This window comes from Nonomuraea sp. NPDC054003 (assembly GCF_055585125.1).
The window spans coordinates 360,678-386,551 of sequence record NZ_JBVJKR010000002.1 but is presented as its reverse complement, the minus strand read 5'-3'; the positions used below and the strand labels follow the sequence as shown (position 1 = coordinate 386,551).

30 protein-coding genes are annotated in these 25,874 nt (G+C 72.3%); 9 read left to right on the top strand and 21 right to left on the bottom strand.

Features of this window, described 5'->3' with window-relative positions; all coding sequences use genetic code 11:
- Positions 1-11: 11 nt before the first annotated feature.
- From trpB to ACZ6YG_RS05960, 7 genes are all read right to left on the bottom strand, one after another.
- Positions 12-1,235, bottom strand: coding sequence for a tryptophan synthase subunit beta (gene trpB, locus ACZ6YG_RS05990; protein ID WP_148034733.1), 1,224 nt, complete (start codon positions 1,233-1,235; stop codon positions 12-14).
- Positions 1,236-1,255: 20 nt separating this feature from the next.
- On the bottom strand, positions 1,256-2,095 hold the full coding sequence (trpC, locus tag ACZ6YG_RS05985) for an indole-3-glycerol phosphate synthase TrpC (RefSeq protein WP_148032628.1): 840 nt from the start codon (positions 2,093-2,095) through the stop codon (positions 1,256-1,258).
- Positions 2,096-2,220: 125 nt separating this feature from the next.
- Positions 2,221-2,652, bottom strand: coding sequence for a DUF2752 domain-containing protein (locus tag ACZ6YG_RS05980; protein ID WP_466017334.1), 432 nt, complete (start codon positions 2,650-2,652; stop codon positions 2,221-2,223).
- A gap of 6 nt (positions 2,653-2,658) precedes the next feature.
- A complete protein-coding gene (locus ACZ6YG_RS05975; protein ID WP_148032630.1) occupies positions 2,659-3,228 on the bottom strand; it encodes a CD225/dispanin family protein in 570 nt (189 codons plus the stop codon).
- A gap of 227 nt (positions 3,229-3,455) precedes the next feature.
- Positions 3,456-4,034 carry a Trp biosynthesis-associated membrane protein gene (locus tag ACZ6YG_RS05970; protein ID WP_466017333.1) on the bottom strand — a complete coding sequence of 193 codons (579 nt, stop codon included), beginning with the start codon at positions 4,032-4,034 and terminating at the stop codon, positions 3,456-3,458.
- Positions 4,035-4,406: a phosphoribosyl-AMP cyclohydrolase gene (hisI, locus tag ACZ6YG_RS05965; protein ID WP_219543443.1), complete on the bottom strand. Its 372-nt coding sequence runs from the start codon at positions 4,404-4,406 to the stop codon at positions 4,035-4,037.
- Positions 4,407-4,492: 86 nt separating this feature from the next.
- Entirely contained in the window at positions 4,493-4,834 is a 342-nt protein-coding gene (locus ACZ6YG_RS05960; protein WP_148032633.1) for an STAS domain-containing protein, read from the bottom strand.
- A gap of 140 nt (positions 4,835-4,974) precedes the next feature.
- Here ACZ6YG_RS05960 and ACZ6YG_RS05955 point away from each other — a divergent pair, with 140 nt between their 5' ends.
- A complete protein-coding gene (locus ACZ6YG_RS05955) occupies positions 4,975-5,802 on the top strand; it encodes an MEDS domain-containing protein (protein ID WP_148032634.1) in 828 nt (275 codons plus the stop codon).
- Positions 5,795-6,178, top strand: a complete 384-nt coding sequence (locus ACZ6YG_RS05950) for an ATP-binding protein (protein ID WP_148032635.1) — start codon at positions 5,795-5,797, stop codon at positions 6,176-6,178. Before ACZ6YG_RS05955 ends, ACZ6YG_RS05950 begins: the two co-directional genes overlap by 8 nt.
- Positions 6,179-6,183: 5 nt before the next feature.
- Here ACZ6YG_RS05950 and ACZ6YG_RS05945 read toward each other — a convergent pair whose 3' ends face one another.
- Both ACZ6YG_RS05945 and ACZ6YG_RS05940 read right to left on the bottom strand, forming a co-directional pair.
- The gene (locus ACZ6YG_RS05945; protein WP_148032636.1) at positions 6,184-7,971 is read right to left on the bottom strand and encodes an ABC transporter ATP-binding protein; all 1,788 of its coding nucleotides are present in this window, start codon (positions 7,969-7,971) and stop codon (positions 6,184-6,186) included.
- Positions 7,968-9,782, bottom strand: a complete 1,815-nt coding sequence (locus ACZ6YG_RS05940; RefSeq protein ID WP_364228031.1) for an ABC transporter ATP-binding protein — start codon at positions 9,780-9,782, stop codon at positions 7,968-7,970. The genes ACZ6YG_RS05945 and ACZ6YG_RS05940 overlap by 4 nt, the downstream gene beginning before the upstream one ends.
- Before the next feature lie 115 nt (positions 9,783-9,897).
- Here ACZ6YG_RS05940 and ACZ6YG_RS05935 point away from each other — a divergent pair, with 115 nt between their 5' ends.
- The 3 genes from ACZ6YG_RS05935 to ACZ6YG_RS05925 all read left to right on the top strand — a co-directional run bounded on the left by ACZ6YG_RS05935 (position 9,898) and on the right by ACZ6YG_RS05925 (position 12,339).
- Entirely contained in the window at positions 9,898-10,539 is a 642-nt protein-coding gene (locus tag ACZ6YG_RS05935; RefSeq protein WP_219543440.1) for a TIGR03085 family metal-binding protein, read from the top strand.
- Positions 10,540-10,754: 215 nt separating this feature from the next.
- Positions 10,755-10,916, top strand: a complete 162-nt coding sequence (locus ACZ6YG_RS05930) for a hypothetical protein (protein ID WP_187281247.1) — start codon at positions 10,755-10,757, stop codon at positions 10,914-10,916.
- A gap of 61 nt (positions 10,917-10,977) precedes the next feature.
- A complete protein-coding gene (locus ACZ6YG_RS05925; protein WP_466017332.1) occupies positions 10,978-12,339 on the top strand; it encodes a glutamine synthetase family protein in 1,362 nt (453 codons plus the stop codon).
- On the opposite strand, the gene hisF is transcribed toward ACZ6YG_RS05925, so the two are convergent.
- Genes hisF through hisD form a run of 9 tightly spaced genes read right to left on the bottom strand, consistent with a single transcriptional unit; the run spans position 12,336 to position 18,313 of the window.
- A complete protein-coding gene (hisF, locus tag ACZ6YG_RS05920; RefSeq protein ID WP_148032640.1) occupies positions 12,336-13,097 on the bottom strand; it encodes an imidazole glycerol phosphate synthase subunit HisF in 762 nt (253 codons plus the stop codon). The two genes, ACZ6YG_RS05925 and hisF, sit on opposite strands and share 4 nt — an antisense overlap.
- A complete protein-coding gene (locus ACZ6YG_RS05915) occupies positions 13,094-13,489 on the bottom strand; it encodes a Rid family hydrolase (protein WP_246639251.1) in 396 nt (131 codons plus the stop codon). The genes hisF and ACZ6YG_RS05915 overlap by 4 nt, the downstream gene beginning before the upstream one ends.
- A 31-nt stretch (positions 13,490-13,520) precedes the next feature.
- Entirely contained in the window at positions 13,521-14,243 is a 723-nt protein-coding gene (gene priA, locus ACZ6YG_RS05910) for a bifunctional 1-(5-phosphoribosyl)-5-((5-phosphoribosylamino)methylideneamino)imidazole-4-carboxamide isomerase/phosphoribosylanthranilate isomerase PriA (protein WP_148032641.1), read from the bottom strand.
- Positions 14,243-14,572 (bottom strand): hypothetical protein, encoded by a 330-nt coding sequence (locus ACZ6YG_RS05905; RefSeq protein ID WP_148032642.1) that lies wholly within the window; start codon positions 14,570-14,572, stop codon positions 14,243-14,245. The genes priA and ACZ6YG_RS05905 overlap by 1 nt, the downstream gene beginning before the upstream one ends.
- The gene (gene hisH, locus ACZ6YG_RS05900; protein ID WP_187281248.1) at positions 14,565-15,200 is read right to left on the bottom strand and encodes an imidazole glycerol phosphate synthase subunit HisH; all 636 of its coding nucleotides are present in this window, start codon (positions 15,198-15,200) and stop codon (positions 14,565-14,567) included. Before hisH ends, ACZ6YG_RS05905 begins: the two co-directional genes overlap by 8 nt.
- Complete coding sequence (locus tag ACZ6YG_RS05895) at positions 15,197-15,352, bottom strand: hypothetical protein (RefSeq protein WP_187281249.1); 156 nt, start codon at positions 15,350-15,352, stop codon at positions 15,197-15,199. Before ACZ6YG_RS05895 ends, hisH begins: the two co-directional genes overlap by 4 nt.
- Positions 15,349-15,942, bottom strand: a complete 594-nt coding sequence (hisB, locus tag ACZ6YG_RS05890) for an imidazoleglycerol-phosphate dehydratase HisB (RefSeq protein ID WP_148032644.1) — start codon at positions 15,940-15,942, stop codon at positions 15,349-15,351. Before hisB ends, ACZ6YG_RS05895 begins: the two co-directional genes overlap by 4 nt.
- The gene (locus ACZ6YG_RS05885; RefSeq protein ID WP_466017331.1) at positions 15,939-17,009 is read right to left on the bottom strand and encodes a histidinol-phosphate transaminase; all 1,071 of its coding nucleotides are present in this window, start codon (positions 17,007-17,009) and stop codon (positions 15,939-15,941) included. The genes hisB and ACZ6YG_RS05885 overlap by 4 nt, the downstream gene beginning before the upstream one ends.
- Positions 17,006-18,313, bottom strand: coding sequence for a histidinol dehydrogenase (gene hisD, locus ACZ6YG_RS05880; protein WP_148032646.1), 1,308 nt, complete (start codon positions 18,311-18,313; stop codon positions 17,006-17,008). Before hisD ends, ACZ6YG_RS05885 begins: the two co-directional genes overlap by 4 nt.
- A 226-nt stretch (positions 18,314-18,539) precedes the next feature.
- On the opposite strand from hisD, the gene ACZ6YG_RS05875 reads away from it, so the two are divergent.
- Together ACZ6YG_RS05875 and ligD are read left to right on the top strand one after the other, a co-directional pair.
- Positions 18,540-18,731 (top strand): hypothetical protein, encoded by a 192-nt coding sequence (locus tag ACZ6YG_RS05875; protein WP_148032647.1) that lies wholly within the window; start codon positions 18,540-18,542, stop codon positions 18,729-18,731.
- Between the two features lie 59 nt (positions 18,732-18,790).
- Positions 18,791-19,795, top strand: coding sequence for a non-homologous end-joining DNA ligase (gene ligD / locus ACZ6YG_RS05870; protein WP_364227237.1), 1,005 nt, complete (start codon positions 18,791-18,793; stop codon positions 19,793-19,795).
- A gap of 12 nt (positions 19,796-19,807) precedes the next feature.
- On the opposite strand, the gene ACZ6YG_RS05865 is transcribed toward ligD, so the two are convergent.
- Entirely contained in the window at positions 19,808-20,947 is a 1,140-nt protein-coding gene (locus ACZ6YG_RS05865) for an MFS transporter (RefSeq protein WP_466017330.1), read from the bottom strand.
- 58 nt (positions 20,948-21,005) lie between these two features.
- Here ACZ6YG_RS05865 and ACZ6YG_RS05860 point away from each other — a divergent pair, with 58 nt between their 5' ends.
- Together ACZ6YG_RS05860 and ybaK are read left to right on the top strand one after the other, a co-directional pair.
- Complete coding sequence (locus ACZ6YG_RS05860) at positions 21,006-21,749, top strand: AraC family transcriptional regulator (protein ID WP_466017329.1); 744 nt, start codon at positions 21,006-21,008, stop codon at positions 21,747-21,749.
- 18 nt (positions 21,750-21,767) lie between these two features.
- A complete protein-coding gene (ybaK, locus tag ACZ6YG_RS05855) occupies positions 21,768-22,262 on the top strand; it encodes a Cys-tRNA(Pro) deacylase (RefSeq protein WP_364227228.1) in 495 nt (164 codons plus the stop codon).
- A 4-nt stretch (positions 22,263-22,266) separates the two neighbouring features.
- Here ybaK and ACZ6YG_RS05850 read toward each other — a convergent pair whose 3' ends face one another.
- A complete protein-coding gene (locus ACZ6YG_RS05850; RefSeq protein WP_466017328.1) occupies positions 22,267-24,477 on the bottom strand; it encodes a transglycosylase domain-containing protein in 2,211 nt (736 codons plus the stop codon).
- Between the two features lie 55 nt (positions 24,478-24,532).
- Complete coding sequence (murA, locus tag ACZ6YG_RS05845) at positions 24,533-25,840, bottom strand: UDP-N-acetylglucosamine 1-carboxyvinyltransferase (RefSeq protein WP_271279071.1); 1,308 nt, start codon at positions 25,838-25,840, stop codon at positions 24,533-24,535.
- Positions 25,841-25,874: the final 34 nt, after the last annotated feature.

The window sequence follows — 25,874 nt, the reverse complement described above, 5'->3', positions numbered from 1 at the left end:
GGTCCTGGTCGTCAGAGGTTGAAGTACTTCATGGCCGTGCCCATGTCCTTGTCGCCGCGCCCCGAGAGGTTGACCAGGATGGTCGCCTCGGGGCCCAGCTCCCGGCCGAGCTCCAGCGCGCCCGCGAGGGCGTGGGAGGACTCGATGGCCGGGATGATGCCCTCGGTCCTGGCCAGCAGCGAGAACGCCGCCATGGCCGCGTCGTCGGTGACGCCGTGGTAGGTGGCCCGGCCGCTGTCCTTGAGCCAGGCGTGCTCGGGGCCCACGCCCGGATAGTCGAGGCCGGCCGAGATCGAGTGGGACTCGATCGTCTGCCCCTCCTCGTCCTGCAGCACGTAGGTGCGCGAGCCGTGGAGCACGCCGACCGTGCCGGCGGTGAGGGTCAGGGCGTGCTCGCCGCTGTCGAGACCCCGGCCCGCGGCCTCGTAGCCGTGGAGCTGGACGCCCTCGTCGCCGACGAAGGCGTGGAAGATGCCGATGGCGTTGCTGCCGCCGCCGACGGCGGCGCACACCGCGGTCGGCAGCGCGCCTGTCAGCTCCAGCATCTGGCGGCGGGCCTCGACGCCGATGATGCGGGCGAAGTCGCGCACGATCTCCGGGAACGGGTGCGGGCCCGCGACGGTGCCGAACAGGTAGTGGGTGGTGTCGACGTTGGTGACCCAGTCGCGGAACGCCTCGTTGATGGCGTCCTTGAGCGTCTTGGAGCCGTTGTGGACCGGGACCACGGTGGCGCCGAGCAGCTTCATCCTGGCGACGTTGAGCGCCTGGCGCTCGCAGTCGACCGCGCCCATGTAGATCACGCACTCGAGGCCGAGGAGCGCGGCGGCGGTGGCGGTGGCCACGCCGTGCTGGCCCGCTCCGGTCTCGGCGATGACGCGCTTCTTGCCGAGGCGCTTGGTGAGCAGGGCCTGGCCCAGAACGTTGTTGATCTTGTGGGCGCCGGTGTGGGTGAGGTCCTCGCGCTTGAGTATGACCCGCGCGCCGCCGGCCTGCTCGCTGAAGCGCCGCACGTCGGTGAGCGTGGTGGGCCGGCCCGCGTACGTGCGCAGCAGGTGGTCGAACTCGCGCAGGAACCGCGCGTCGGCGCGCGCCTCGGCGTAGGTGCGGGCGACCTCGTCGAGCGCCGGGATGAGCGCCTCGGGCACGAACCGGCCGCCGAAGATGCCGAACTTGCCGTGCACATCGGGATCGTCGCCGTGGACGCCGTTGCCGGCGAGATCGGCGGCGGTAAGGATCGTGCCTTCGTTTGCCACTGCTATCCCTCTGCTCCGTGATCCGGGCGTGTCGCCGGGTGGGCGCCTGCGGTCACCAGCGCCTCCACGGCCTTGCGCGGGTCCTTGCCGGTGACCAGGCTCTCTCCCACCAGCACCGCGTCGGCGCCCCATCTGGCGTAGGCGAGCAGGTCGTGCGGGCCCCGCACACCCGACTCTGCGATCTTGATGACATTATCGGGGATCTTCGGCCCCAACTTGCTGAAGACGTCGCGGTCGACTTCGAGAGTTTTGAGATTGCGGGCGTTGACCCCGATGACGCGGGCGCCGGCCGAGACGGCCCGGTCGAGCTCCTCCTCGGTGTGGACCTCGACGAGCGGGGTGAGCCCGATGGACTCGGCGCGCTCGATCAGCGACACCAGCGCCTCCTGCTCCAGGCAGACGACCATGAGCAGCGCCAGGTCGGCGCCGTGGGCCCGGGCCTCCCAGAGCTGGTAGGAGGTGAGGATGAAGTCCTTGCGCAGGATGGGGATGTCGACCCGGGCGCGCACGGCGGCCAGGTCGTCGAGGCTGCCGCCGAACTTGTGCCGCTCGGTCAGCACGCTGATCACGTGGGCGCCGCCCGCCTCGTAGTCGGCCGCCAGCGCCGCCGGGTCGGCGATCGCGGCCAGCGCACCCTTGGACGGGCTGGAACGCTTCACCTCGGCGATCACCGAGACCCGGTCGCCGCCCAGCGCGGCGAGCGCGTCGCGGGGGGCCGGCGCCCGCTCGGCGCGCTGCTTGAGCTCGCCGAGTGACACGGTCTGCTGGCGTGCGGCGAGATCGGCACGCACCCCGTCGAGGATGTCGTCGAGGACACTAGGTCCTTCCGTCCGCTCACTCACGCGCTTAGGGTCCCTCCGGTCGGCAGTGGGGGTGGAGACCGGTAGTTCGCAAGGCGTCCGCTCCCGGCCCCGTACTCTGCGATGGTATCGGCCCCGGCGAGGTCGGCTCGCCACAGGGGGGTTGACTAGGGAGCCAGGAACACCCCGAATGGGAGATTGCGGACGACCCAATAAAGAATCACTATTGCCAGGAACGCCCACAGGTAAGCGGGGTGGGCGAGCGTGGTGCGCCGCGGTCTGCCGCGCCACGCGTTCACCATCCACCGTCCCCACCAGAACAGCAGGAAGGGGACCATCGCCAGGGCCAGCGGGTTCAGGCCGAGCGCCGTCACCGGGTCGAGATGGGCGAGTGCGTGGATGGTGCGCAGCGTGCCGCACCCGGGGCAGTAGAGGCCCGTCGCCCACAGGAAGGGGCAGGTCGGGTAGTTGCCCGGCTGGTTGGGGTCGATCGTGCCGACGACCGCGAAGACGGCGCCGGCGGCCGCGGCCACACCGAGCGGCGCGAGCACTGCCTTGAGCCGGTCAGCGCCGCGCCGATCGAGGTTCGCGTCGGTCATGGTTATTTAGTACGTGCCATAGGTGGTCGTGACGCTCGCGGCGATGATCATGAAGAAGACGATGTAGCCCACGATGATGAGGGCGTACATCGCGATGCCCGCGATCAGCGACCGCTTCCACCAGGTCTTGGCCTCCTCGGACGCGGCCATGGCACCCTGCATGTCGCCGATCTGCCACTTCTGGTTGACCTGCGTCGACTTGACGATCGAGACGATGCCCAGGGGCAGGCAGCAGAACAGGGTCGTCAGGATGGCGGCGACCAGGTGGTTGTCCGGCGGGGTGCCGTATCCGCCGGGCTGCTGGCCGTAGCCGGGAGGCGGGCCGCCGTAGCCGCCGCCGCTCGGCGGCTGCTCGCCGTAACCGCCGTAACCGCCACCGCTCGGGGGCTGCTGACCGTAGCCACCGCCGCTCGGGGGCTGCTGGCCGTAGCCGCCACCGCTGGGCGGCTGCTGGCCGTAACCACCGCCGCTGGGCGGCTGCTGACCGTAGCCGCCACCGCTCGGGGGCTGCTGACCGTAACCGCCACCGGGCGGCTGGGCGCCATATCCGCCGTCGCCCTGGTTTCCGTAACTCATGTCCCTTTAACTCCTCATATCGTTAGTTCGTGGTGAGGTGCGCGCGGCAGCCTAGCGACAAACCATGGGCGACATGCAATAACGTTCAGCTTGCGGACAACTTGTAATCCGCCTGCAAAACTTCAGTAACCGGCCGACGCGGTCGCGGCGGGACCGGGCAGCGTCACCATCATGCCGCCGGCGGCCTGGGCGGACAGGCCCGGAGAGACATCCGTACGTGAACGAACTCAGCGCGATTCGGTGGGGTCGTCCCCGCGGTCGAGCGCGTCCCACAGGGCCCTGTCACCGTCGGCCTGGGGCCGGGGGCGGTCGGCCGCTCGCTCGTACCGGTCGGACATGCCGGCCCACCTGCCGCCGCGGATGACGGCGAGGACCCCGCCGGCGAGCATCAGCAGCGCGCCCAGCCCGGCGGCGGCGGGCCACGCTGTCACGACGTCCCACTGCAGCGGGCCCGCCGCGCTGAGCACGTTGTGCCCGCGCAGCCAGGTCTCGATCCCGGCCCGGCCGGTGGCGCCCCACGCCGCGGCCGCCGCGCCGATGCCGCACAGCGCCAGCAGGGCGCCGACGACGCGCCGTCCGGCGCCCTTGGTGGCCAGCACGGCGACGACCCCGGCCAGCCCCGCCAGGGCGAGCGGGGTCAGCACCGGGCTCAGGTCGCCGCCGGTGGGGACCGTCAGCTCGCCGCTCGCCCGTACGCCGTCCACCCAGGGGCGGCCCGCGGCGAGCAGCACCAGGAGGCAGCCCTCGGCGGTGAGCGCCACCCACAGCCACAGCTCCCGCCGGCCCGCGCCCTGCCCGGAGCCCATCTACCGCTCCGCGGGCGCGGCGGCGGCGCCCTGGACGGCCTGCAGCCGGTCGGCGTCGAAGCAGGTGCGGTCGCCGGTGTGGCAGGCCGCGCCGACCTGGTCGACCCGGACCAGCAAGGTGTCGCCGTCGCAGTCGAGCGCGACTTCTCGCACGTACTGGACATGACCGGACGTGTCGCCCTTGACCCAGTATTCCTGGCGGCTGCGGGACCAGTACGTGGCCCTGCCGGTGGTGAGCGTGCGATGCAGCGCCTCGTCGTCCATCCAGGCGAGCATGAGCACCTCACCGGTGTCGTGCTGCTGGACGATCGCGGGCACCAGCCCGTCGCCGTCGCGCTTCAGTCTCGCGGCGATCTCGGGATCAAGCGGCATGCCGCCATTCAACCAGCCCCGCGGCGCGCTCCCGCACTCCCCCGTGCCGTGCGCCCTCCCCGTGATCTCCAGGACGCGCGCGAAGGTCAGTCGAGGGCCTGGGAGAGGGTGTCGTAGATGGGGAAGAGCGGGGCCAGGTTGGTGCGGCGGAGCCGGCGCAGGACCTGGCCGTCCGGTGCGACCAGCGCCATGGTGCCGTCGCGTTCGCGCAGGGCGGCGAGCTGGCGTACCAGCACGCCCAGGCCCGTGGTGTCGATGAAGGTCAGCCTGCTGAGGTCGACGACCAGGCGCGGGCCGTGCGCCCGCACCGCCTCGGCGAGGCACGTGCGCACCTCCGACACGTTGTCCGCGTCGACCTCGCCGGCCAGGCTGACCACGGTCCGCTCGCCGTGTTTCCGGCGAGTCATCTGCAGCAGTTCCAACGCCATGCTCCTCACGCCCTGTGACAAGGCGGCCCGCGTCGAAGCTACACCTTTCCTTGGTCCGTCACTGACTGTTTTACGGAGAACGCACTGCGTGATATCGCTCCGACCGGTATCTTCGAGACCACGCCGATAGGGAGCGCATCGTGGTCCGTGTCACCGGCTCCGCCCTCGACCCCGACCTGGGCGACCACGTATGCCTGCCGTTCCTCGGCGACCGGGAGCGGCGGGCCGCGACCCGGCTGTTCACGCTCAACGGGCTGCGCCGCCGCACCAAGGTGCTGATCATCACGCACGCCGACTCCCCCGACCGCACGCGGGCGTGGCTGACGCCGCTGGTGCCGGGGTTCCGCGAGGCGGAGTCGGCCGGGCGGATCGAGATCGCCGGCACGCGTCTGACCGGCGGCCGGCCGGATCCCTGCCGGGCGCTCGACCGGCTGGAGGCCGCCGGGGAGCGGGCTCTCGCCCAGGGCTACCGAGGGCTGTACGCGCTGGTCGACGCCTCGTGGGGAGTGCACGACCCGCCGGGGCAGGTGGCGTCCGAGTCGGCGGTGAACGCGCTGTTCGGGCGGTGCGGGCTGGCGGCCGTCTGCCAGTACGACCGGGCGCTGTTCCCGTGTGAGGCGCTCGACAGGGTGACGGGCGTGCACCCGATCTCGCCGGAGCAGGCGCTGCTGCGGTACGCCGCCACGTCGTCGCCGCCGGGGCTGCGGCTGCGGGGCGACGTCGACCTGACGAACCGCCAGGCGTTCGCCTCGATCCTGGCGCCGCTGCGGGCGGAGCGGGACGAGGTCGTGATCGACGCCACGGAGCTGGACTTCATCGACGCGGGCTCGGCGCAGCTGCTGGTGGCGATGGCCCTGGCCAGGAGGCCGGGGCGGACGGTGGTGGCGTGCGGCAGCCCGCTGGCGCGGCTGTTGCGCCTGCTGAAGGCGGGCGACGCCCTCGGCGTGCGCCCGGCCGGTGATGTGTAGGCAGATACTCTCGCAGACTTTCGCGCGCGGCCGGATCACGCTGCTGCGCAAGATGGTCACGGCCCGCGCCGCCCAGGAGGGGCTGGCGGGCCGGCGGCTGGAGGACTTCGTGGTGGCGGTCAACGAGGTGACCACGAACGCGGTCCTGCACGGCGGGGGCGGCGGGCGGCTGCGCCTGTGGTGGCAGCACGGGCGGCTGTGGTGCGAGGTCGCCGACGACGGCCCCGGCCTGCCGCCGGGCTGGTCCACCGCCTCGCCCCCGCCCGCCGCGTTCGAGGCGGGCGGGCGCGGCCTGTGGCTCACGCGGCTCCTGTGCGAGCAGCTCACGATCGTCTCGGGTCCCGGCGGGACGACGGTGACCTTCGCGGCGTCGTGAGCCGGTCAGGAGCGGGCGGCGGAGATCCAGGAGGCGTGCAGGTCGGCGTACACGCCCGGCTCGCCGACCAGCTCCGCGTGCGGGCCGCGCTGGACGAGCCGGCCGCCGTCGAAGACGAGGACCTCGTCGGCGTTCTCGGCGGTGGACAGGCGGTGCGCGATGGTGACGGCGGTGCGTCCGCGGGTGACGCCTTCCAGGGCCCGGGCCAGCCGCACCTCGGTGGCCGGGTCGACGGCCGAGGTCGCCTCGTCGAGCAGCAGCAGGTCGGGGTCGGCCAGGTAGGCGCGGGCCAGCGCGACGAGCTGGCGCTCGCCCGCCGACAGCGACTCGCCGCGCTGGCCGACCGGGGTGTCGAGGCCGGCGGGCAGGCCTTCCAGCCAGTCGGCCAGGCCCAGCTCGGTGAGGGCGAGCGTGATCTCCTCACGGGTGGCCGACGGCTTGCCGTACAGGATGTTCTCCTGGAGCGTGCCGTCGAACAGGAAGCCGTCCTGCGGCACCATGACGATGCGCTCGCGCAGCGAGGAGAAGCGGACGCCGCGCAGGTCGTGCCCGTCGACGAGGACGCGGCCCGAGACCGGGTCCATGAGGCGGGTGAGCAGCTTGGCGAAGGTGGTCTTGCCCGAACCGGTCTCACCGACGACGGCGAGGCGTGAGCGGGGCGGGATGTCCACGGTGACCTCGCGCAGCACGGGCGGGCCGCCGGGATAGGCGAAGGTGACGTCCTCGAAGGCGACGGAGATGGGACCGCGCGGCGGCGCGGTGCCGTCGTCGCCGGGGTCGGCCACGTCGGCGGGCGTGTCGATGACGCCGAGCACCCGCCGCCAGCCCGCGATGGCGTTCTGCGCCTCGTTGAGCACTTCGGTGGCGGTCTGCATCGGCGCCACGAACAGGGTGATGAGGAACAGGAAGGCGACCAGCTGGCCGGCGGTGATGTCACCCGACAGGCCGAGCCGCACGCCGAGCAGCACGATCCCGGCGATGGCCAGGGCCGCCACGATCTCCGTCAGCGGGAACACGAACCCGACGATGGTCTGCGCCTTGACCTGGGCGGCCTTGTTGGCGTCCACGGCCTGGTCGATGCGCTCGGCGGTGCGCCGCTCGGTGGCGTAGGCGCGGATCACGGCGGCGCCCACGACGGACTCGCTGACCGCGGCCAGCATGTCGCCGGTGCGCTCGCGTACCCGGGTGTAGGCGGCCGACAGCCAGCGCTGGAAGCGCGGCAACGCGATCATCAACGGCACGAAGCAGGCCCACACCAGCAGCGTGAGCTGCCAGGAGTAGACGAACATCAGCACGGAGGCGATGATCAGCTGCCCGAAGGCCATGATGATCATCAGCCCGCCCCACTGCATGAACGTGCTGATCTGGTCGATGTCGTTGGTGACGCGCGAGACCAGGGCACCGCGCCGCTCGGTGTTCTGGGTGAGCACGGACAGGTCGTGCACGTGCCGGAAGCCGCGCACCCGCAGCGTGGCCAGCGACGACTCGGTCGCCTTGTAGAGGCGGACGTTCATCAGGTACGCGGCCGCCGCGGTCAGCAGCACCGCCATCGCGCACACCGCGACCATCCGGGTGATGTACGGCAGATCCGGATGGCCGGTGGCGATCCCGGTGTCGATGGTCTGCTGCACGGCCAGCGGAACGATGATCTTGCCGCTGGTCGCGATCACGGCCAGCACCAGCGTGACCCCCAGGCCCTTGCGGAACTCGGGGGTCAGCGACAGTCCTTGCCGGACCACGCCCCAGGCGGATCTCTCGGCACCGGCGCCGATGCGCCCGCTTTCGACGGTCATGCGCTGATCTCTTCCTCTTCGAGACCGGGCCGCCGGTCGGTGTCCGTGTCTGTGTCCGTGTCGAGCGTGGCCCGTTCCAGCTCCTCGCGCTCGTAGGCGGTCACCAGGTCGCGGTAGCCGGGGCAGCGGTCCAGCAGTTCCGCGTGGGTGCCGCGGTCGGCGACCCGGCCCCGGTCGAGGAAGACGACCTCGTCGGCGAGCGCGATCGTGGCCATCCGGTAGGCGACGACCACGACGGTCGACGCCTGCGACCGGTCTCGCAGCCCGTACAGGATCCTCGCTTCGACCTGCGGGTCGACGCTGGACGTGGCGTCGTCGAGTATGAGCAGGCGGGGCTCGCGGACGACCGCCCTGGCCAGCGCGAGGCGCTGGCGCTGGCCGCCGGACAGGGTGGTGCCGCGCTCGCCGACGTGGGTGCCGAGGCCGTCGCCGAGCCCGGCGACGAAGCCGTCGGCCTGCGCCAGGCGCAGCGCCCGCCACACCCGCTCGTCGTCGACGGGCAGGCCGAGCGCGATGTTGCCGCGTACGGTGTCGTCGAAGAGGAACGTCTGCTGCGGCACCAGCGCCACCGACTCGGCGATGCCGCCGTAGGGCAGGTCGCGCAGGTCCACGCCGTCGAGCCGGACCTGGCCCGAGGCGGGGTCCACGAGCCTGACAAGGAGCTGCACCAGCGTGGACTTGCCGGAGCCGGTGGGCCCGACCAGGGCGACGGTGCGCCCGGCGGGCACGTCGAAGCTGACCTCGTGCAGCACCTCGGTGTCGCCGTAGGCGTAGGAGACGTCCTTGACCTCCAGGGACGCGGGGCCGTCGGGCCGGGACGCGGTCTCGCCGTAGGTCATGGAGCCCTCGGCGTCCAGCACGGCCTGCACCCGGCCCCAGCCGACGACGCTGCGCGGCAGCTCGGCCAGCACCCAGCCGAGCGCCCTGATCGGGAACGACAGCAGCGTGAACAGGTAGGCGACCTGGACGAGCTGCCCGGAGTCGATCGAGCCGGTGGACAACCGCAGCGCGCCGACGGCCAGGACGGCGAGCACGCCGAGCGTCGGCAGCGCCTCCAGCAGGGGGTCGAACAGGCCGCGCACCTTGCCGACGGCGATGTTGGCGTCGCGCAGCTCGTGGGCGCGACGGCGGAACCGGTCGGTCTCCAGCTCCTCCCTGCCGAGCGTCTTGACGACGAGCGCGCCGTCGAAGCTCTCGTGGGCGATCTCGCTCACCTCGGCCCGGAGCTGCTGGGCGCGGGTCACGAGAGGGCTGAGCCGGCGCTGGTAGACGAGGTTCAGCAGCGCGATGGCCGGGAAGATGAAGAAGCCGACCAGGGCGAGCATGAGGTCGGTGAACAGGATGCCGATCGCCGCGGTGAACAGCATGACGACCACGCCGACGGCCATCGGCAGCGGCGCCAGCGGCGCCCACGCGGCCTCGGCGTCGGAGCTGGCGTTCGACAGCAGCTGGCCGGTGGGGTGGCGGTGGTGCCAGGACAACGGCAGGCGCAGATACTGCTTGGTGACGTCGCGGCGGGAGCGGGCCTGCATGCGATACTGCATCAGCCCGGCCAGGATGCGCCGCCCGGCCACGCCCAGGGCCTTGAGCAGGGCGGTCCCCATGATGAGCAGCACGCCGGTCCAGAGCGCGCCGGTGGTGACCTCCCCCCGGTCGAACGCGGCGAGCACGACGTTCTGGGTCGCCCAGCCGAGCGCCCAGGCCGAGGCGACGGTCATCCCGCCGTAGACGGCGCTCGCCAGCACGGCGAAGGTGAACACCACCTTCTCGGTGCGAATGGCCACCCCAAGGACGCGAAGCCCTTGACGCATGACGGCCGAGGTGACCTTGTTCGCCACTCGGAAAATTCCTTTCACACCCGACGTTTCTACGTAAGTCACTATCACGTCTGATCGCCCCGTTATTCCCACAGGTAGGGTTGACGATGTGACTCACGCCCGTAGCGAACGCGCCGCACTCTGCGACCTGCTCGACCAGCTCGGCCCCGGAGAGCCGACCCTCTGCGAGGGCTGGGACACCTACGACCTGGCCGCGCACCTGGCGCTGCGCGAGCGCCGGCCCGACGCGATGCCGGGCATCGCGGTGCGCGCGCTGGCCGGCCACACGGCTTCGGTGCAGCGCGGGCTGAAGGCCAAGCACCCGTTCCCCGCGCTGGTCGCCCTGGTGCGCAAGCCCGGCGGCGTGTACGGGCTGCTGCCGTTCCTCGACACGGCGGTCAACACCATGGAGTTCTTCGTCCACCACGAGGACGTGCGGCGCGCCCAGCCGGGCTGGGAGCCGCGCGAGCTGCCCGCCGACTTCGAGGACCTGATCTGGAAGCGGCTGTCGGCCATGGCGAAGATGATGCTGCGCCGCGCCCCCGTCGGCGTGGTGCTCCACCGCCGGGGCGGCGGCGGGGCCAGGTCCGTGGTCCTGGGCGGCGCCCAGCAGGGTCCCAAGGTCGAGGTGAGCGGAACGGCGAGCGAACTGTTGCTGTTCTGCTTCGGCCGCCAGGCGCATTCCCGGGCCGAGCTGAGCGGCGACGCCGACGCGATCGAGCGGCTGAGGAGCGCCCGGCTGGGCGTCTGACCAGGGGCGGGGCATGGTGACGAGGGTCACGCCACACCCTCACCTGCGACGCCGGAAAACCCTTGCGCGGAAGCCGCTCCAGCCACGCCGGCAGGCCGTACCATGGGCCAGAGACAAGCCCCCCGGTTAGGATCATGAACATCTTCACAGAAGATGCAAGGTGATCGCCCAGATCCGGGTATATACGGCTGGGAACGGACTGCAGGAGGCCCCCCATGCAGGTCAAGAAGGTGCTCACGTACGTGTTGGTGGCGTTCGTGGTCTTCTACCTGTTCACCCGGCCGGCCGAAGCCGCCGCCGCGGTCAACGGAGTATTTGACGGAATCATCAACGGAGCCAACCAGTTGGCTGTCTTCTTTACCAATGTCTTGACCTGATAGTCGGTCCTGTCTGCGGGAGATGCTTCCCCGCGCCGCCCAGACGTGTTACGCAGGCAGGATGACAGATCGTCCAGGCGCCAACACGCTCCACCAGCCCGACCCCGGGGTCAGGCGCATCCTCGAGCGAGCGGAGCTCGAAGGCGTGGAGCTGATCCGCTTTCTGTACGTCGACCACGGCGGCGTCGTCCGCGGCAAGGCCGCCTCCCGGTCGCGTCTCGCGGAGCGGCTCACGTCCGGCATCGGGCACACGGTGGCCATGATGGCGATGAACATGCTCGACCAGTTGCAGGACGTCGAGCACATGGGTCCGGTGGGCGAGGTGCGCATCGTTCCCGACCCCTCCACCTACGTCACCCTCCCCCACGCGCCCGGCGCGGCCGCGATGCTGTCAGACCTGCGCCTGCCCGACGGCTCTCCCTGGGAGGCCTGCTCGCGCTCCTTCCTCAAGGACGCGGTGGCCTCACTCGCGGCCGAGGGCTACCTGCTGCTGGCGGCCTTCGAGCCGGAGTTCACGCTCGGCCGCCGGCTCCCCGATCCGTCCGGCGGGCCCGACCGCCTGGTGCCGATCGACGACTCCCTCTGCTACGCGGGCACCGGCTTCGACACCGCGCACGACTACACGATCAAGCTGATCCGCGCCCTGGAGACCCAGGGGCTGCGGGTCGAGCACTGCCATCCCGAGCTCGGCCCCGGCCAGCAGGAGCTGTCCGTACGCCACGCGCCCGCGCTGCGCGCCGCCGACAACCACGTGCTCTACCGCGAGACCGTGCGCGGGGTCGCCATGCGCATGGCGATGTGGGCGTCGCTCGCCCCCAAACCGCTGGCCGACCAGGCGGGCAACGGCGCCCATCTGCACCTGTCGCTGTGGCGCGACGGCACGAACGTGTTCGGCGAGGACGGCGACGTGCGCGCCTGGTTCATCGGCGGGCTCCTCGCCCACCTGCCCGCGCTGACCGCGCTCACCTGCGGCAGCGTCAACAGCTTCCGCCGCCTGGCGCCGCGCAGGTGGTCGAGCGCGTACGCCGTCTACGGCCCCGACAACAGGGAGGCGGCGGTCCGCGTCTGCTCGCCGCTGGGCGAGCTCGGCGAGCCCAACCTGGAGCTGAAGCCGTCCGACTCCTCCGCCAACCCCTACCTGTCGCTCGGCGCGGTCATCCACGCGGGGATGGACGGCATCCGCCGCAAGCTCGACCCGGGCGAGCCGGTCACGGTCGACCCCGACACCCGCCCCGGCCTCTACCCGCGCCTGCCCGCCTCCCTGGACGAGGCGCTCGACGCGCTGGAGGCGGACGAGACGCTGACGGAGGCGCTGGGCCCGCTGCGGCGTGACGCCTTCCTCGCGGTCAAGCGCTCGGAGGCGGCCGCGTTCGCGGGACGGGACGCCTCCTACGAGTGCTTCCAGCACATGCGGGTGTTCTAGCGGACCGGGTGGCCGGCCGCCCGGAGGGTGTCCTTCACCTCGGCGATCTTCAGCGTGCCGAAGTGGAACACGCTGGCGGCCAGCACCGCGTCGGCGCCGGCCGCCACGGCGGGCGGGAAGTCCTCCAGGCGCCCGGCCCCGCCGCTGGCGATCACCGGCACCCGCACGACGGCCCGGACCGCGCGGATCATCTCCAGGTCGTAGCCGTCGAGGGTGCCGTCGCCGTCCATCGAGTTGAGCAGGATCTCGCCCACGCCCAGCTCCTCGCCCCTGGCCGCCCACTCCACCGCGTCGATGCCGGTGCCGCGGCGGCCGCCGTGGGTGGTGACCTCGAAGCCGCTCGGCGTGCCCGGCGCCCGCCGGGCGTCGACCGACAGCACCACGCACTGCGCGCCGAACCGGCGCGACGCCTCGGTGAGCAGCTCCGGCCTGGCGATCGCCGCGGTGTTGAGCGACACCTTGTCGGCGCCCGCGCGCAGCAGCCGGTCGACGTCGTCGGCCGACCGCACCCCGCCGCCCACGGTGAGCGGGATGAACACCTGCTCGGCCGTGCGGCGCACGACGTCCAGCATGGTGTCGCGCTCACCTGAGGAGGCGGTGATGTCGAGGAAGGTCAGCTCGTCGGCGCCCTCCTCGTCATAGCGCCTGGCCAGCTCCACCGGGTCGCCCGCGTCGCGCAGGTTCTCGAAGTTGACGCCCTTGACCACCCGCCCGGCGTCGACGTCCAGGCAGGGGATCACTCTGACGGCTACGGTCATGCTCGTTGTGCCTCTATCTCGATCTCTACCAGCATCCTCGGGTCGACCAGGCCGGCCACCCGCACTCCGGTGCAGGCCGGACGGACCTTGCCGAACACCTCCGCGATGGCCTTGCCCACCTGGTCGAAGTGGCGCTGATCCACCACGTAGTAGCGCACCATGACGACGTCCTCGCGGGACAGCCCGCCCTTCACCACGGCCTCCAGCGCGATCTCCATCGCGGTGAGCGCCTGATGGTAGGGGTCGCCGACGTGGCGGACCTCCCCCTCGACGGTGGAGGTGCAGCCTGACACGATGACCCGGTCTCCGGCGATGACCGCTCGCGCGTATCCGTACTTCTCCTCCCAGACGCCGCCCGAAAACACCCGCGTGCCGATGCTGTCCATGCTCATGGTGCCCATCACGCCCCCTCCCGACAGGGATCTAACTGCGGACAGTGGCCAGTGCGCTCTCCAGCGTGAACGCCTGGGCGTACAGGGCCCTTCCCACGATGGCACCTTCCACGCCGTCGGGGACGAGAGAAGCCAGTGCGGACAGGTCGTCGAGCGAGGAGATGCCGCCGCTGGCCACGACGGGCCTGTCGGTGCGTGCGCAGACCTGCTTCAGCAGGTCGAGGTTGGGGCCCTTGAGCGTGCCGTCCTTGGTCACGTCGGTGACCACGTAGCGGGGGCAGCCGTCGGCCTCCAGCCGGTCGAACACCTCCCACAGGTCGCCGGCGTCCTCGGTCCAGCCGCGGGCGGCGAGCGTGGTGCCGCGCACGTCCAGGCCGACCGCGATCTTGTCGCCGTGCTCGGCGATGATCTTGCGGCACCACTCGGGGTTCTCCAGCGCGGCCGTGCCGATGTTGACCCGGCGGCAGCCGGTGGCCAGCGCCGCCGCCAGCGACTCGTCGTCGCGGATGCCGCCCGACAGCTCCACGTTCACGTCCAGCCGGCCGATCAGGTCGGTGATCAGCTCGCGGTTGGAGCCGCGGCCGAAGGCCGCGTCCAGGTCGACCAGATGGATCCACTCCGCGCCCGCCTCCTGCCAGGCCAGCGCGGCGGCCAGCGGCTCGCCGTAGCCGGTCTCGGTCCCGGCCTCACCCTGGACGAGGCGTACGGCCTCGCCGTACGCGACGTCCACGGCGGGGAGCAAAACGAGCGACATCAGGTCCTCCGGTCGAAAGCGAGTGTGACGAGTACGGGGAGCAGGAGCAGGGAGCAGACGAACACGCCGAAGGTCACCAGCGGCGAGCCCCACATCAGCCAGGCCAGCACCTGCACGAGGAGGAAGCCCAGCGCGACCGCGGCGTTCTGGGCGCGGTGGCGGCGGGCCAGCAGCCCGCCCTGCCGCGCGACCCGGACCGGGCGCGGCACCAGGCGGGCCAGCGCCGCCCTGCGACGGGCGCGGCGGGCCTGGCGCTCCTCGTTGAGGCGGATGGCCCGCGCCCGCGCGGCCTCGCGCTCGGCGCGGCGGCGCGCCCGCTCCTTACTCAAGGGTGCCGAGCCAGTTGCTCAGCAGCGCGGCGCCGGCGTCGCCGGACTTCTCCGGGTGGAACTGGGTGGCCATCAGCGGGCCGTTCTCGACCGCGGCCACGAACGGCACGCCGTGCTCGGCCCAGGTGACCACCGGCTCGGCGAAGCCGTCGCCGGTGCGCAGCTCCCACTCGCGCACCCCGTAGGAGTGCACGAAGTAGAAGCGGGTGGCGGGGTCGATCCCGGCGAACAGCACGCTGCCCGCCGGCGCCTTGACGGTGTTCCAGCCCATGTGCGGCAGCACCGGCGCGTCGAGCCGCTCGACCGTGCCCGGCCACTCGTCGCAGCCGGCGGTCTGCACGCCGTGCTCGACGCCGCGGGCGAACAGGATCTGCATGCCGACGCAGATGCCCAGCACCGGCCGGCCGCCGGCCAGCCGCCTGCCGACGATCTGGTCGCCGCGCACGCCTTTGAGACCGGCCATGCAGGCGGCGAACGCGCCGACGCCCGGCACCACCAGGCCGTCGCACTCCAGCGCGGCGTCGAAGTCGGAGGTGACGGTCACATCGGCGCCGACCCTGGCCAGCGCCCGCTCGGCCGAGCGGAGGTTGCCGGACCCGTAGTCGAGCACCACGACGTTCTTGCTCACCACCACATCACCCCCGCGAACAGTGCCATCGCCGCGCCCAGCCCGCACACGGCGGCCCCGACCTTCATGCCCTGCTTGATCAGCGAGACCACGCCGCCGATGAGGAACAGGCCGAGGAACACCATGATGACGGCGATCGCGTTTTCGGTCATAGCACGCCCTTGGTGCTCGGCACCCCGGTCGACCGCGGGTCACGCTCCGACGCCGCGCGCAGCGCCCTGGCCAGCGCCTTGAACTGCGCCTCCACGATGTGGTGGGCGTTGCGGCCGTACGGGACGCGGACGTGCAGGCAGATGGCGGCCTGGGCGACGATCGACTCCAGGATGTGGCGCGTCATCGTGGTGTCGTAGTCGGGGCCGATCATCGGGGCCATGCCCTCGGGCTCGGAGTGGACCAGGTAGGGGCGGCCGGACAGGTCGACGGTGACCTCGGCGAGCGCCTCGTCGAGCGGGCACGACGCACTACCGAACCGCCTGATGCCCGACTTGTCGCCCAGCGCCTCGCGGAGCGCGGCGCCCAGCGCGAGCGCGGTGTCCTCGATCGTGTGGTGGGAGTCGATGTGCAGGTCGCCCTCGGTCTTGACGGTCAGGTCGATCAGCCCGTGCTTGCCGATCTGCGCCAGCATGTGGTCGAAGAAGCCGACCCCGGTGGACACGTCCACGGCGCCCGTGCCGTCGAGGTTGACCTCGACCAGGACGGACGTCTCCTTCGTCGTGCGCTCGACGCGGCCTACGCGACTCACAGAACTCCCTCCATGGCGGCGCGGAACGCCGCCATCTCCTCACCGGTGCCGATCGACACCCTCAGCCATTCGGGCGGGCCCACCTCGCGGATGAGCACGCCCCTCGCCAGCAGCCCCTCCCACACCGCGCGCCGGTCGGGGAAGCGCCCGAACAGCACGAAGTTGGCGTCGGAGTCGGCGACCGCCAGCCCCTTGGACCGCAGCCAGTCAACCGTAGCGTCACGCTCCCGCCGCAGCGCGTCGACGGTGCCCAGCAGCTCCGCGCGGTGGCGCAGCGCCACCAGCGCCGCCGTCTGGGTGAGCGTCGACAGATGGTACGGCAGCCGCACCAGCAGCAGCGCCTCCACCACGGCGGGGTGGGCGGCCAGGTAGCCCAGCCGGGTGCCGGCCATGGCGAACGCCTTGGACATGGTGCGGGTGACGATCAGCCTGGGGTGGCGCGGCAGCAGGGTGAGCGCCGACGGCGTGCCCTCGCGGGCGAACTCGGCGTAGGCCTCGTCGACCACGACCATGCCGGGCGCCGCGTCCAGGATCGCCTCGATCGTCTCCAGCGGCTGGGCGGTGCCCGTAGGGTTGTTGGGCGAGGCCACGAACACGACGTCGGGCCGGTGCTCGCCGATCGCCGCCACGACCTTGCCCGGGTCGAGCGAGAAGTCCTCCTCGCGGGCGGCGTGGATCCACTCGGTGCTGGTGCCGGTCGTGATGATCGGGTGCATCGAGTAGGAAGGCTCGAACCCCAGCGCGCTGCGGCCGTGGCCGCCGAACGCCTGCAGGATCTGCTGGATGATCTCGTTGGAGCCGTTGGCCGCCCACACCTGCTCGGTGGTCAGGCCGTGGCCCAGGTAGGCGGCCAGCGCGGCGCGCAGCTCGACGGCGTCTCTGTCGGGGTAGCGGTTGAGCTCGCCCGAGACCCTGCCGACCGCCTCGGCCAGGTCGGCGACCAGCTCGGCGGACGGAGGATGCGGGTTCTCGTTGGTGTTGAGCCGCACGGGGACGTCGATCTGCGGCGCCCCGTAGGGGCTCTTGCCGCGCAGGTCGTCGCGGATGGGCAGGTCGTCCAGGTTCATGACGGCACCTGCCAGTCGAAGCGGGCGCGGATCGCGGCGCCGTGGGCGGGCAGGTCTTCGGCGTCGGCCAGCACCGACACGTGGGCGGCCGCCTCGGCCAGGGCCTCACGGGTGTAGTCGACGACGTGGATGCCGCGCAGGAAGGTCTGCACCGACAGCCCGCCGGAGTGGCACGCGCAGCCGCCGGTGGGCAGCACGTGGTTGGACCCCGCGAGGTAGTCGCCCAGCGAGACCGGGGCGTACGGGCCGACGAAGACCGCGCCGGCGTTGCGTACCCGGGCGGCCACGGCGGCGGCGTCGGCGGTCTGGATCTCCAGGTGCTCGGCCGCGTAGGCGTCGACCACCTTCAGGCCGGCGTCGAGGTCGTCGACCAGCACGATCGCGGACTGGCGGCCGCGCAGCGCCTCGGCGATGCGCTCGCTGTGGCGGGTGGCGGCCACCTGGGCGGGCAGCTCCTTCTCCACGCCCTCGGCCAGCTCCTCGCTGTCGGTGACGAGGACGGCGGCGGCGATGACGTCGTGCTCGGCCTGGCTGATCAGGTCGGCGGCGACGTGCACCGGGTCGGCGGTGGCGTCGGCCAGGATCGCGATCTCGGTGGGGCCGGCCTCGCTGTCGATGCCGATGCGGCCCTTGAGCAGCCGCTTGGCCGCGGCCACCCAGATGTTGCCGGGGCCGGTGACCATGGTGGCGGGCGGGCACTCCTCGGTGCCGTAGGCGAACATGGCCACGGCCTGGGCGCCGCCCGCGGAGTAGACCTCGTCGACGCCGAGCAGCGCGCAGGCGGCCAGGATCGACGGGTGCGGCAGGCCGCCGAACTCCCGCTGGGCGGGGCTGGTGACCGCCAGCGAGGGCACCCCGGCCTCCTGGGCCGGGACGACGTTCATCACCACCGACGACGGGTAGACGGCGCGCCCGCCGGGCACGTAGAGGCCCACGCGGTCGACCGGCACCCACCGCTCGGTGACGGTGCCGCCGGGCACCACCTGGGTGGTGACCTCGGTGCGGCGCTGGTCGCGGTGGACCAGCCTGGCGCGGCGGATGGACTCCTCCAGCGCGGCCCTGACCTTCGGGTCGAGCCCGGCGAGCGCCCCGGCGATCGCCTCGGCGGGCACCCGGGTGGTGGAGATCTCGACACCGTCGAACCTGGCGGTCAGCTCCCGTACGGCTGCCGCCCCGCGATGGCGCACGTCCTCGCAGATGGGCCGCACCTTCTCCAGGGCGGCCTCGACGTCGAGCTCGGCGCGGGGCAGCACGTCGCGCAGGTCCGCAGGAAGGGACCCGCGCATGTCGATACGGGAAATCACCCCCACAGTCTACGGAGTCCAACCCCTGAATCCGCTTCCGTCCAGCATGCGGACACTCCGGGCGAGCCCGAGGGGGACGGCCGGGTAAAACTCGGCGCTGACGCCTCCCCATGATCCGAGGGAACTGACACACCCGCCCTTTGACGAGCCTTTCCCTCCGCCCATCGGACTTCGTGTCTACTTTGTCATTACTTGTGCTTTACCTACACCTTTGTACGATCCTGGCATGGCGATCTGGCGTGCCCCGGGCGGCATCGTGGTGGAGGCCATCGTGCTCGACGACCGGCCGCTCCTCCGCATCTCACACGACATCGGCGGCCGCCTCTACCTGCAGGGATACTGCGCCAGCGTGACCGAGCTCGCCCTGCACGGGGTCGACCTGGGCCAGCTCGTCGAGGACGGCCACGCCCCGGCTTGACCGAACTGTCAGGTTATTTCGGGTTACGTCCACGACCCAGCCGGGGTATGGCACCGGTCATGGCGCCGCTGCCCACCTATGCGCCGATGCTGGCCCAGGCCGGCGCGCTGCCCTCCGCCGACCAGGACGAATGGGCCGTCGAGATGAAATGGGACGGCGTCCGCGCGATCGCCTACATCGCCGGCGGCACCGTCCGGCTGATGTCGCGCAACGCCAAGGACATCACCTCCGCCTACCCCGAGCTCCAGCTCATGGCCGGCGCCACCGGACGCCGCCAGGCCGTCGTCGACGGCGAGATCGTCGCCTTCGACGAGGCCGGCCGCCCCAGCTTCGGCGCGCTCCAGCCGCGCATGCACCAGCGCAACCCGGTCAGCGTCGCCGAGCTCGCCCGTACCGTGCCCGTGACCTTCATGGCCTTCGACCTGCTGCACCTCGACGACGACCCCGTCATCCAGCTGCCCTACACCGAACGCCGCGAGCTGCTGGAGACCGTCTTCACCCCCGGCTACCGCTGGCAGGTGCCCGTCCGCTTCCACGACCACGCCGAGGACGCCTTCGCCTCCTCCCGCCGCCTCGGCCTCGAAGGCGTCGTCTGCAAGCGGCTCGCCTCCCCCTACCGGCCCGGCAGGCGGACCGGCGAGTGGACCAAGGTCAAGAACGTCAGCGCCGTCGAGGTCGTCATCGGCGGCTGGAAGCCCGGCTCCGGGCGGCGCTCAGGCACCATCGGCTCCCTGCTGCTCGGCTCGTACGACGACGCCGGGCGCCTGCTGTTCATCGGGCACGTCGGCACCGGCTTCACCGAGGCCATGCTGGGCGACCTGCGCCGGCGCCTGGCCCCGCTGGAGCAGGACGACCCGCCCTTCGCCGAACCGGTGCCGCGCGAGCACGCCCGCGGCGCCCACTGGGTGCGGCCCGTCATGGTCGGCGAGGTCCAGTACGCCGAGGTGACCGGCGACCACCGGCTGCGCCACCCTTCCTGGCGCGGCCTGCGCCCCGACCGGCGGCCTGGCGAGGTCCGCCTGATCGGTCCCGGCTCGCCGGGCGGCGCCTCCGCCGTCGGCTGACCGCGGCGGCCGTCAGGTCTCGCTCGTGACGGTGGGCCTGGACGGCTCCGCCAGCGTGCGCGACAGCAGCCAGGCCGGTATCGCGACCAGCGCCAGGCAGCCCAGCGCCACCCGCAGCGACGCCGTCTCCGCCACCCAGCCGACCAGCGGGCTGGCCAGCCCGCCCGCGCTCACCGCCAGCCCCAGCGTCACCCCGCCCGCCGTGCCCACCCGCCGCGGCAGGTAGTCCTGGCCCAGCGTCACGTGCAGCGAGAACGGCGCGTACAGGGTGATCGCCGCCGCCGCGACGAACACGTACATCAGCGGCCCCGGCGCCAGCACCACCCCGGCCACCGCCGGGACGCTCGCCGCGTAGGCCGCCCGCATCGCCCGCACCCGGCCCCACCGCGCGGCCAGCCTGCCGCCCAGCACCGTGCCCACGGCCCCGCCCCCGAACAGCACGAACAGCGCCACCGCCCCCGCCGCCCCGCCCCCGGCGTACAGGGCCACGAAAGCGCTCAGCCCCACGTACACCACCGACCGGAAGACGATCACCAGCGTCAGCCGGGCGAACGACGCCCAGTCGTCGCGCCCCGAGGCCTCCGCCGCCGCGCCGCGCGCCGCACCGCGCCCCGACAGCGCCCGGATCACCGGCAGCGTCACCAGCGCGCCCACCACCCCCGGCACCACCAGCCACGGCGAGGCGCCCAGCCCGCCCACCGCCAGCAGCGGCGTCACCAGCACCGGCGCCGACGCGAACCCCAGTGTCCCGCCCAGCGAGAACCAGCTCATCCGCACGTGGCTGCCCGCGCTGGCGATCCTCGCCAGCCGCGCCGACTCCGGGTGGTACGCGGCCACGCCCAGCCCCGACAGCGCCACCGCCAGCCAGGTCAGCGCGTACGAGTCCGTCACCCCGCTCAGCGCCACCCCGAGCCCCGCCGTCACCATGCTGGCCGGGATCAGCCACGGCATCCGCCACCGGTCCGCCAGCGCCCCGAACACCGGCTGCACCACCGACGACAGCAACGTCGCGGCCAGCACCACGCCCGACACCGCCACGTACCCGTAACCCCGCTCGGCCACCAGGAACGGCACCAGCGCCGGCACCGCCCCCTGGTAGACGTCCACCCCGGCGTGGCCGGCCGCCAGCATCCCCACCTTGTTCGCCCGCACGCCCCCGATCATCGCCGGGCCGTTGGATGGCGCGCTTCCGATAAAGTGCCAACTTGTCATGGAAATCCGCCATCTGCCGCAGGCGCCCACCGGCCTCCGCCCCCTGGCGCCGGGAAGCGGCATCGACGCCCACCGCCACGACACCCACCAGATCGTCTACGCCCGCCACGGCGTCCTCTCCGTCACCACCGGCGCCGGCACCTGGGTCGCCCCGGCCAACCGCGCCATCTGGATCCCGGCCGGCACCGTGCACGAGCACCGCGCCCACGGCGCCACCGAGGTGCGGCTGGTCGGCCTCACCGCCAACCCGCTGGGCCTGGGCCGCCCCGCCGTCCTCGCCGTCGGCCCGCTGCTCCGCGAGCTGATCATCGCCTACACCGGCGAGGCGGCACAGGCCGGCCCGGACGGCGGGGAGCGCGGGCGGCTGCTCGCCGTGCTCCTCGACCGGTTGCGCCGCTCCCCCGAGCAGCCGCTGCACCTGCCCACGCCGCGCGACCCGCGCCTGGCGGCCGTCTGCGCCGCGCTGCACGCCGACCCGGCGGACCCGCGGACGCTCGCCCGGCACGCCGCCGACGCGGGCACCAGCGACCGGACCCTGGCCAGGCTCTGCCGGGCCGAGCTCGGCATGACGTTCCCGCAGTGGCGCACCCAGCTCAGGCTGCACCACGCGCTGCTGCTCCTGGCCGAGGGCGGCACCGTCACCCAGGTGGCGCACCGGTGCGGCTGGTCGTCGGCGAGCGCCTTCATCGACGCGTTCCGGCGGGCGCTCGGGTACACCCCCGGCCGCGCCTTTACATTGTAGATTCGCTACACTCGTCCTGTGGGCAAGTCGAAGACCAAGGGCGGCACCCCCGCCACCGTCGCGCTGGAGCGGGCCAAGGCGGAGTTCACGCTCCACCCGTACGATCACGACCCCGCCGCGCAGGCCTACGGCGAGGAGGCCGCCGACGCGCTCGGCGTCCCCTACGAGCGGATCTTCAAGACCCTGGTGGCCGAGACCGAGGGCGGCCTGGCCGTCGCGGTGGTGCCGGTGGCGGGCAAGCTCGACCTCAAGGCGCTGGCATCGGCGCTCGGCGGCAAGCGCGCGGCGATGGCCGACGCGGCCAAGGTGGAGCGGGTGACGGGCTACGTGGTGGGCGGCATCAGCCCGCTCGGGCAGCGCAAGCGGCTGCCGACCGTCGTCGACTCCTCGGCGCTGGAGTTCGAGACGGTCTACTTCTCGGCCGGCAAGCGCGGGCTGCAGATCGAGACCGCCCCGGCCCGCCTGATCGAGCTGACCGGGGCCGTGACGGCGCCCATCGGCAAGCCCGCCTGACGCCTCACCACCGGTCGCGCGGCGGGTGCCGCCGCTCGCCGAGCAGCCATTCGATGATCTTGCGGTGCCGCTTGGAGATCGGGTGGTCGCGGCCGCGGCGGTCGCCCCTCTCGCGCGTCTCCCCCCGCTCCTCCGCCAGCGCCTCCTCCAGGCCCGGCGTGTGACCGCCGCCGAAGCGCGACATGTCGGGGTCGTGGAAGCCCCGGTTCTCCTCGCCCCGCAGCGCCCGCCGCATCGAGTCCACCCAGATCGGCCCCGGCAGTGAGGCGCCCTGCACCGAGCCGTAGTACTGGCCGCCGATCTCCACGTTCCTCAGCGGGTGGCGGTAGGAGCCGCGGATGTCGCCGACGCTGACCGCGGCGGCGAGCCGGGGCGTGTAGCCGGCGAACCAGGCCGAGGTGTAGCCGTTGTTGGTGCCGGTCTTGCCGGCGGCGGGCATGCCGGGGTCCTGGCCGCGCATCGTGCCCTTGTCGAACACGCCGGTCAGCACGTGGCTGACCGCGTCGGCGACGGGCCGCTCGATCGCCTGGTGGCAGTCGGGCCGCACGCGGGTGCGCCGGTCGTTCCTGTCGGCGATCTCCACGATGGCGAGCGGGCGGCAGTACCGGCCGCGGGCCCCGAGCGCGGCGAACGAGGCCGCGACCGTGAGCGGGTCCATCTCGTTGACGCCCAGCGTGAACGTCGGCACCTCGCGCAGCGGCCGCCCGTCGGCCCTGACGACGCCGAGCTCCCTGGCGGTCTTGACCACGTCGCACAGGCCGACCTTGCGCTCCAGCATCATGTAGAAGATGTTGACCGACTTCCAGGTGCCGGTCTCCAGGCTGTGCGGGCCGCCGTCGCTGCCCTCGCCGCCGGCGTTGAACACCTGCGCCGACGGGTCGTTGACCGGCTTGCCCGAGCAGTCCCGGTAACCCTTCGAGGGCACCAGCGACCCCGGGGTGTCGAACCCGTCGCCGAACCGCCAGCCCTCCTTGAGCGCGGTGACCAGCGTGAACACCTTGAACGTGGAGCCCGCCTGCAGCCCCTGCCCGCCGCCGTGCCGGACGTCGGCGACCAGGTTGTAGGTGGTGCGCGGGCCGCCCTTCTTGCCCGGCCCGACCTTCTTGCTGGCGGCCATCGCCCGGATCCAGCCGGTGCCGGGCTCCACCATCGCCTCGGCGGCCACCTCGGTGTCGTCGGGGTTCACCCGTTTCCTGATGGCCCGCTCCGCGGCCTTCTGCGCCTTCGGGTTCAGGCTGGTCCTGATCACCAGCCCGCCGCGTTCCATGCGGGCCCGCCGTACCGCCGCCGTGCTGCCGAAGACCTCGTTCGTCAGCAGCTCGCGGTGCACGTACATGCAGAAGTACGGGTGCTCGCTCTGCGAGCAGCCGCCGGGCTCGGGCTTCAGCTTCAGCCCGAGCGCGCTCGCCTTGGCCTCGGACGCCTGTTCGCGGGTGATCAGCTTCAGTCCCGCCATGCGGTCGAGCACCAGGTCGCGGCGCTCCTTGAGGCGCGCGCGCTGCGCGCGGCCGATGGACGGGTCGGTCGAGTACGGGGTGCGCACGGCCCCGGCCAGGGTGGCCGCCTCGGTGAGGGTCAGCTCGGCGGCGGAGGTGGAGAAGAAGCGCCTGGCCGCCGCCTCGACGCCGTGCGCGCCGGCGCCGAAGTAGGCGATGTTCAGGTACTTCTCCAGGATTTCGCCCTTGCGGTACTTGCGTTCCATCGCCAGCGCCAGCCGCAGCTCGTGGATCTTGCGGGAGACGCTGGGGGCGCGGGCCCGGTCCCGTTCCTCCTCGGTCTTGGCGCTCTCCACCAGGATGTTCTTCACCAGCTGCTGGGTGAGCGAGGAACCGCCCTGCTTGATGGAGCCCGCCCGGGTGTTGGCGATGAGCGCCCGGAGCGTGCCGATGACGTCCATGCCGCCGTGCTCGTAGAAGCGGGCGTCCTCGATCGCCACGATGGCCTGCCGCATCACCGGCGCCACCTGGTCCAGCCGTACCGTGGTCCGGTTGGCCTGGTAGAACTGGGCGAAGGTGTGCCCGCTCGCGTCCACCAGCCGCGTCACCTCGCTGAGCGGCTCCTCGCGCGGCGCCGGCGGCAGGTGCGTGAAGGTGTCGGCGGTGCCCTTCGCGGCCAGGCCCGCCCCGGCGACGACGGGCGCGGCGAACGCCGCGACCAGCACCCCGCCGAGGGCGCCCACCATGCTGAGCGTGGCGATGGATGTGCGGACAGTCACGACATTGATGTGCGACCGCCCGATCCCCGGCAAACGCCCGATTCCTGTCTCTTTACTAACCTCTGCTGATGTTCAGACCAAGTGACTGGAACTGCTCGAACGGGTGGTGGTAGCCGCGCTCGATGTGGTGCACGCCGCGCAGCGTCGAGCGCCCGTCGGCCACGGCTGCGGCCAGCACCGCGGAGAACCCGGCCCGGATGTCGGGCAACGTCACGTCGGCGCCCCGCAGCTGGGACACCCCGCGCACGACGGCCGAGTGGCGCGCGTTGGTGTCGTGGTAGCGGCAGGCGGGGCCGCCGAGGCACTGGTCGAACACCTCGATCTCGCAGCCCATGCTCTTCAGCGCCGGCACGTACACCAGGCGGTTCTCGAACACCGTCTCGTGCAGCACCGACATCCCCTGGCTCTGCGTGAACAGCACCATGAGCGGCGTCTGCCAGTCGGTCATGAACCCCGGATGGGTGTCGGTCTGCACGGCCGCCGCCCGCAGCCCTTCCGGCGGCGCGGTGGCGCACAGGTACTCGTCGTTGATGTCGAACCGGGCGCCCATCCTGGCCAGCGTGGTGATCGCGGTGACCAGCCGGTCCTGCGGGCAGCCGTGCACGCGCACCTCGCCGCCGGTGATCAGCCCCGCCGCGAGGTACGAGAACGCCTCGATGCGGTCGCCGGCCAGCCAGGTCGAGGCGCCGCGCAGCCGCTCCACGCCCTCGATGACGATCCGGCGGTCCGGCGACAGCTCGATCATGGCGCCCATCCGCTGCAGGAACAGCGCCAGCTCCACCACCTCGGGCTCGGTGGCCGCGTTCTTCAGCACGGTCTTGCCCTCGGCCAGGACCGCGGACATGAGGATCGTCTCGGTCGCGCCCACGCTCGGGTACGGCAGCTCCAGGCGGGTGCCGTGCAGCCGTCCCGCCTTGGCGAACACGCCGGTGTCACCGACCTCCACCTCGGCGCCCATCGCGCGCAGCGCCTCCACGTGGAAGTTGATCGGCCGCCGCCCGATCGGGTCACCGCCGACCAGCGGCACGAACGCCTCCCCCGCCAGGTGCAGCAGCGGGCCCAGCATGAGGATCGGGATGCGGTTCAGCCCGGTGAACGCGTCGGGCACCCGCGGCCGGATCTCCTGGCCCCGGCCGATGCGGATCTCCGTCTTGCTGATCTCGACGTGGATGCCGAGCGCCTCCAGCATGGCGGCGGTGATGCCGACCTCGCCCACCTCGGGGGCGTTGTGGATGGTGCTCTCGCCGCCGCCGAGCATGGCGGCGACCATGTGCTTGGAGACCCCGTTCTTCGACCCGCGCACCACGACATCGCCGCGAAGCGGGCCAGAGGGTTCTATCACCCAGACCTTCTCTTCAATCACGAAGTGAGCCTAACCGGGAGATACCATCGATCTG

Coding starts and splice junctions, on each gene's coding strand:
- ACZ6YG_RS05970 (WP_466017333.1), bottom strand. CDS start 4,034: ATGGGCTCCGGGCAGGGCGCGGGCCGGCGGGAGCTGTGGCTGTGGGTG.
- ACZ6YG_RS05960 (WP_148032633.1), bottom strand. CDS start 4,834: ATGGCGTTGGAACTGCTGCAGATGACTCGCCGGAAACACGGCGAGCGG.
- ligD (WP_364227237.1), top strand. CDS start 18,791: ATGGCGCCGCTGCCCACCTATGCGCCGATGCTGGCCCAGGCCGGCGCG.
- ACZ6YG_RS05875 (WP_148032647.1), top strand. CDS start 18,540: ATGGCGATCTGGCGTGCCCCGGGCGGCATCGTGGTGGAGGCCATCGTG.
- ACZ6YG_RS05980 (WP_466017334.1), bottom strand. CDS start 2,652: ATGACCGACGCGAACCTCGATCGGCGCGGCGCTGACCGGCTCAAGGCA.
- ACZ6YG_RS05940 (WP_364228031.1), bottom strand. CDS start 9,782: ATGCGTCAAGGGCTTCGCGTCCTTGGGGTGGCCATTCGCACCGAGAAG.
- ACZ6YG_RS05885 (WP_466017331.1), bottom strand. CDS start 17,009: ATGAACCTGGACGACCTGCCCATCCGCGACGACCTGCGCGGCAAGAGC.
- ACZ6YG_RS05950 (WP_148032635.1), top strand. CDS start 5,795: ATGTGTAGGCAGATACTCTCGCAGACTTTCGCGCGCGGCCGGATCACG.
- ACZ6YG_RS05945 (WP_148032636.1), bottom strand. CDS start 7,971: ATGACCGTCGAAAGCGGGCGCATCGGCGCCGGTGCCGAGAGATCCGCC.
- hisF (WP_148032640.1), bottom strand. CDS start 13,097: ATGACCGTAGCCGTCAGAGTGATCCCCTGCCTGGACGTCGACGCCGGG.
- ACZ6YG_RS05975 (WP_148032630.1), bottom strand. CDS start 3,228: ATGAGTTACGGAAACCAGGGCGACGGCGGATATGGCGCCCAGCCGCCC.
- ACZ6YG_RS05915 (WP_246639251.1), bottom strand. CDS start 13,489: ATGAGCATGGACAGCATCGGCACGCGGGTGTTTTCGGGCGGCGTCTGG.
- priA (WP_148032641.1), bottom strand. CDS start 14,243: ATGTCGCTCGTTTTGCTCCCCGCCGTGGACGTCGCGTACGGCGAGGCC.
- ACZ6YG_RS05930 (WP_187281247.1), top strand. CDS start 10,755: ATGCAGGTCAAGAAGGTGCTCACGTACGTGTTGGTGGCGTTCGTGGTC.
- ACZ6YG_RS05895 (WP_187281249.1), bottom strand. CDS start 15,352: ATGACCGAAAACGCGATCGCCGTCATCATGGTGTTCCTCGGCCTGTTC.
- hisI (WP_219543443.1), bottom strand. CDS start 4,406: ATGCCGCTTGATCCCGAGATCGCCGCGAGACTGAAGCGCGACGGCGAC.
- ACZ6YG_RS05860 (WP_466017329.1), top strand. CDS start 21,006: ATGGAAATCCGCCATCTGCCGCAGGCGCCCACCGGCCTCCGCCCCCTG.
- ACZ6YG_RS05925 (WP_466017332.1), top strand. CDS start 10,978: ATGACAGATCGTCCAGGCGCCAACACGCTCCACCAGCCCGACCCCGGG.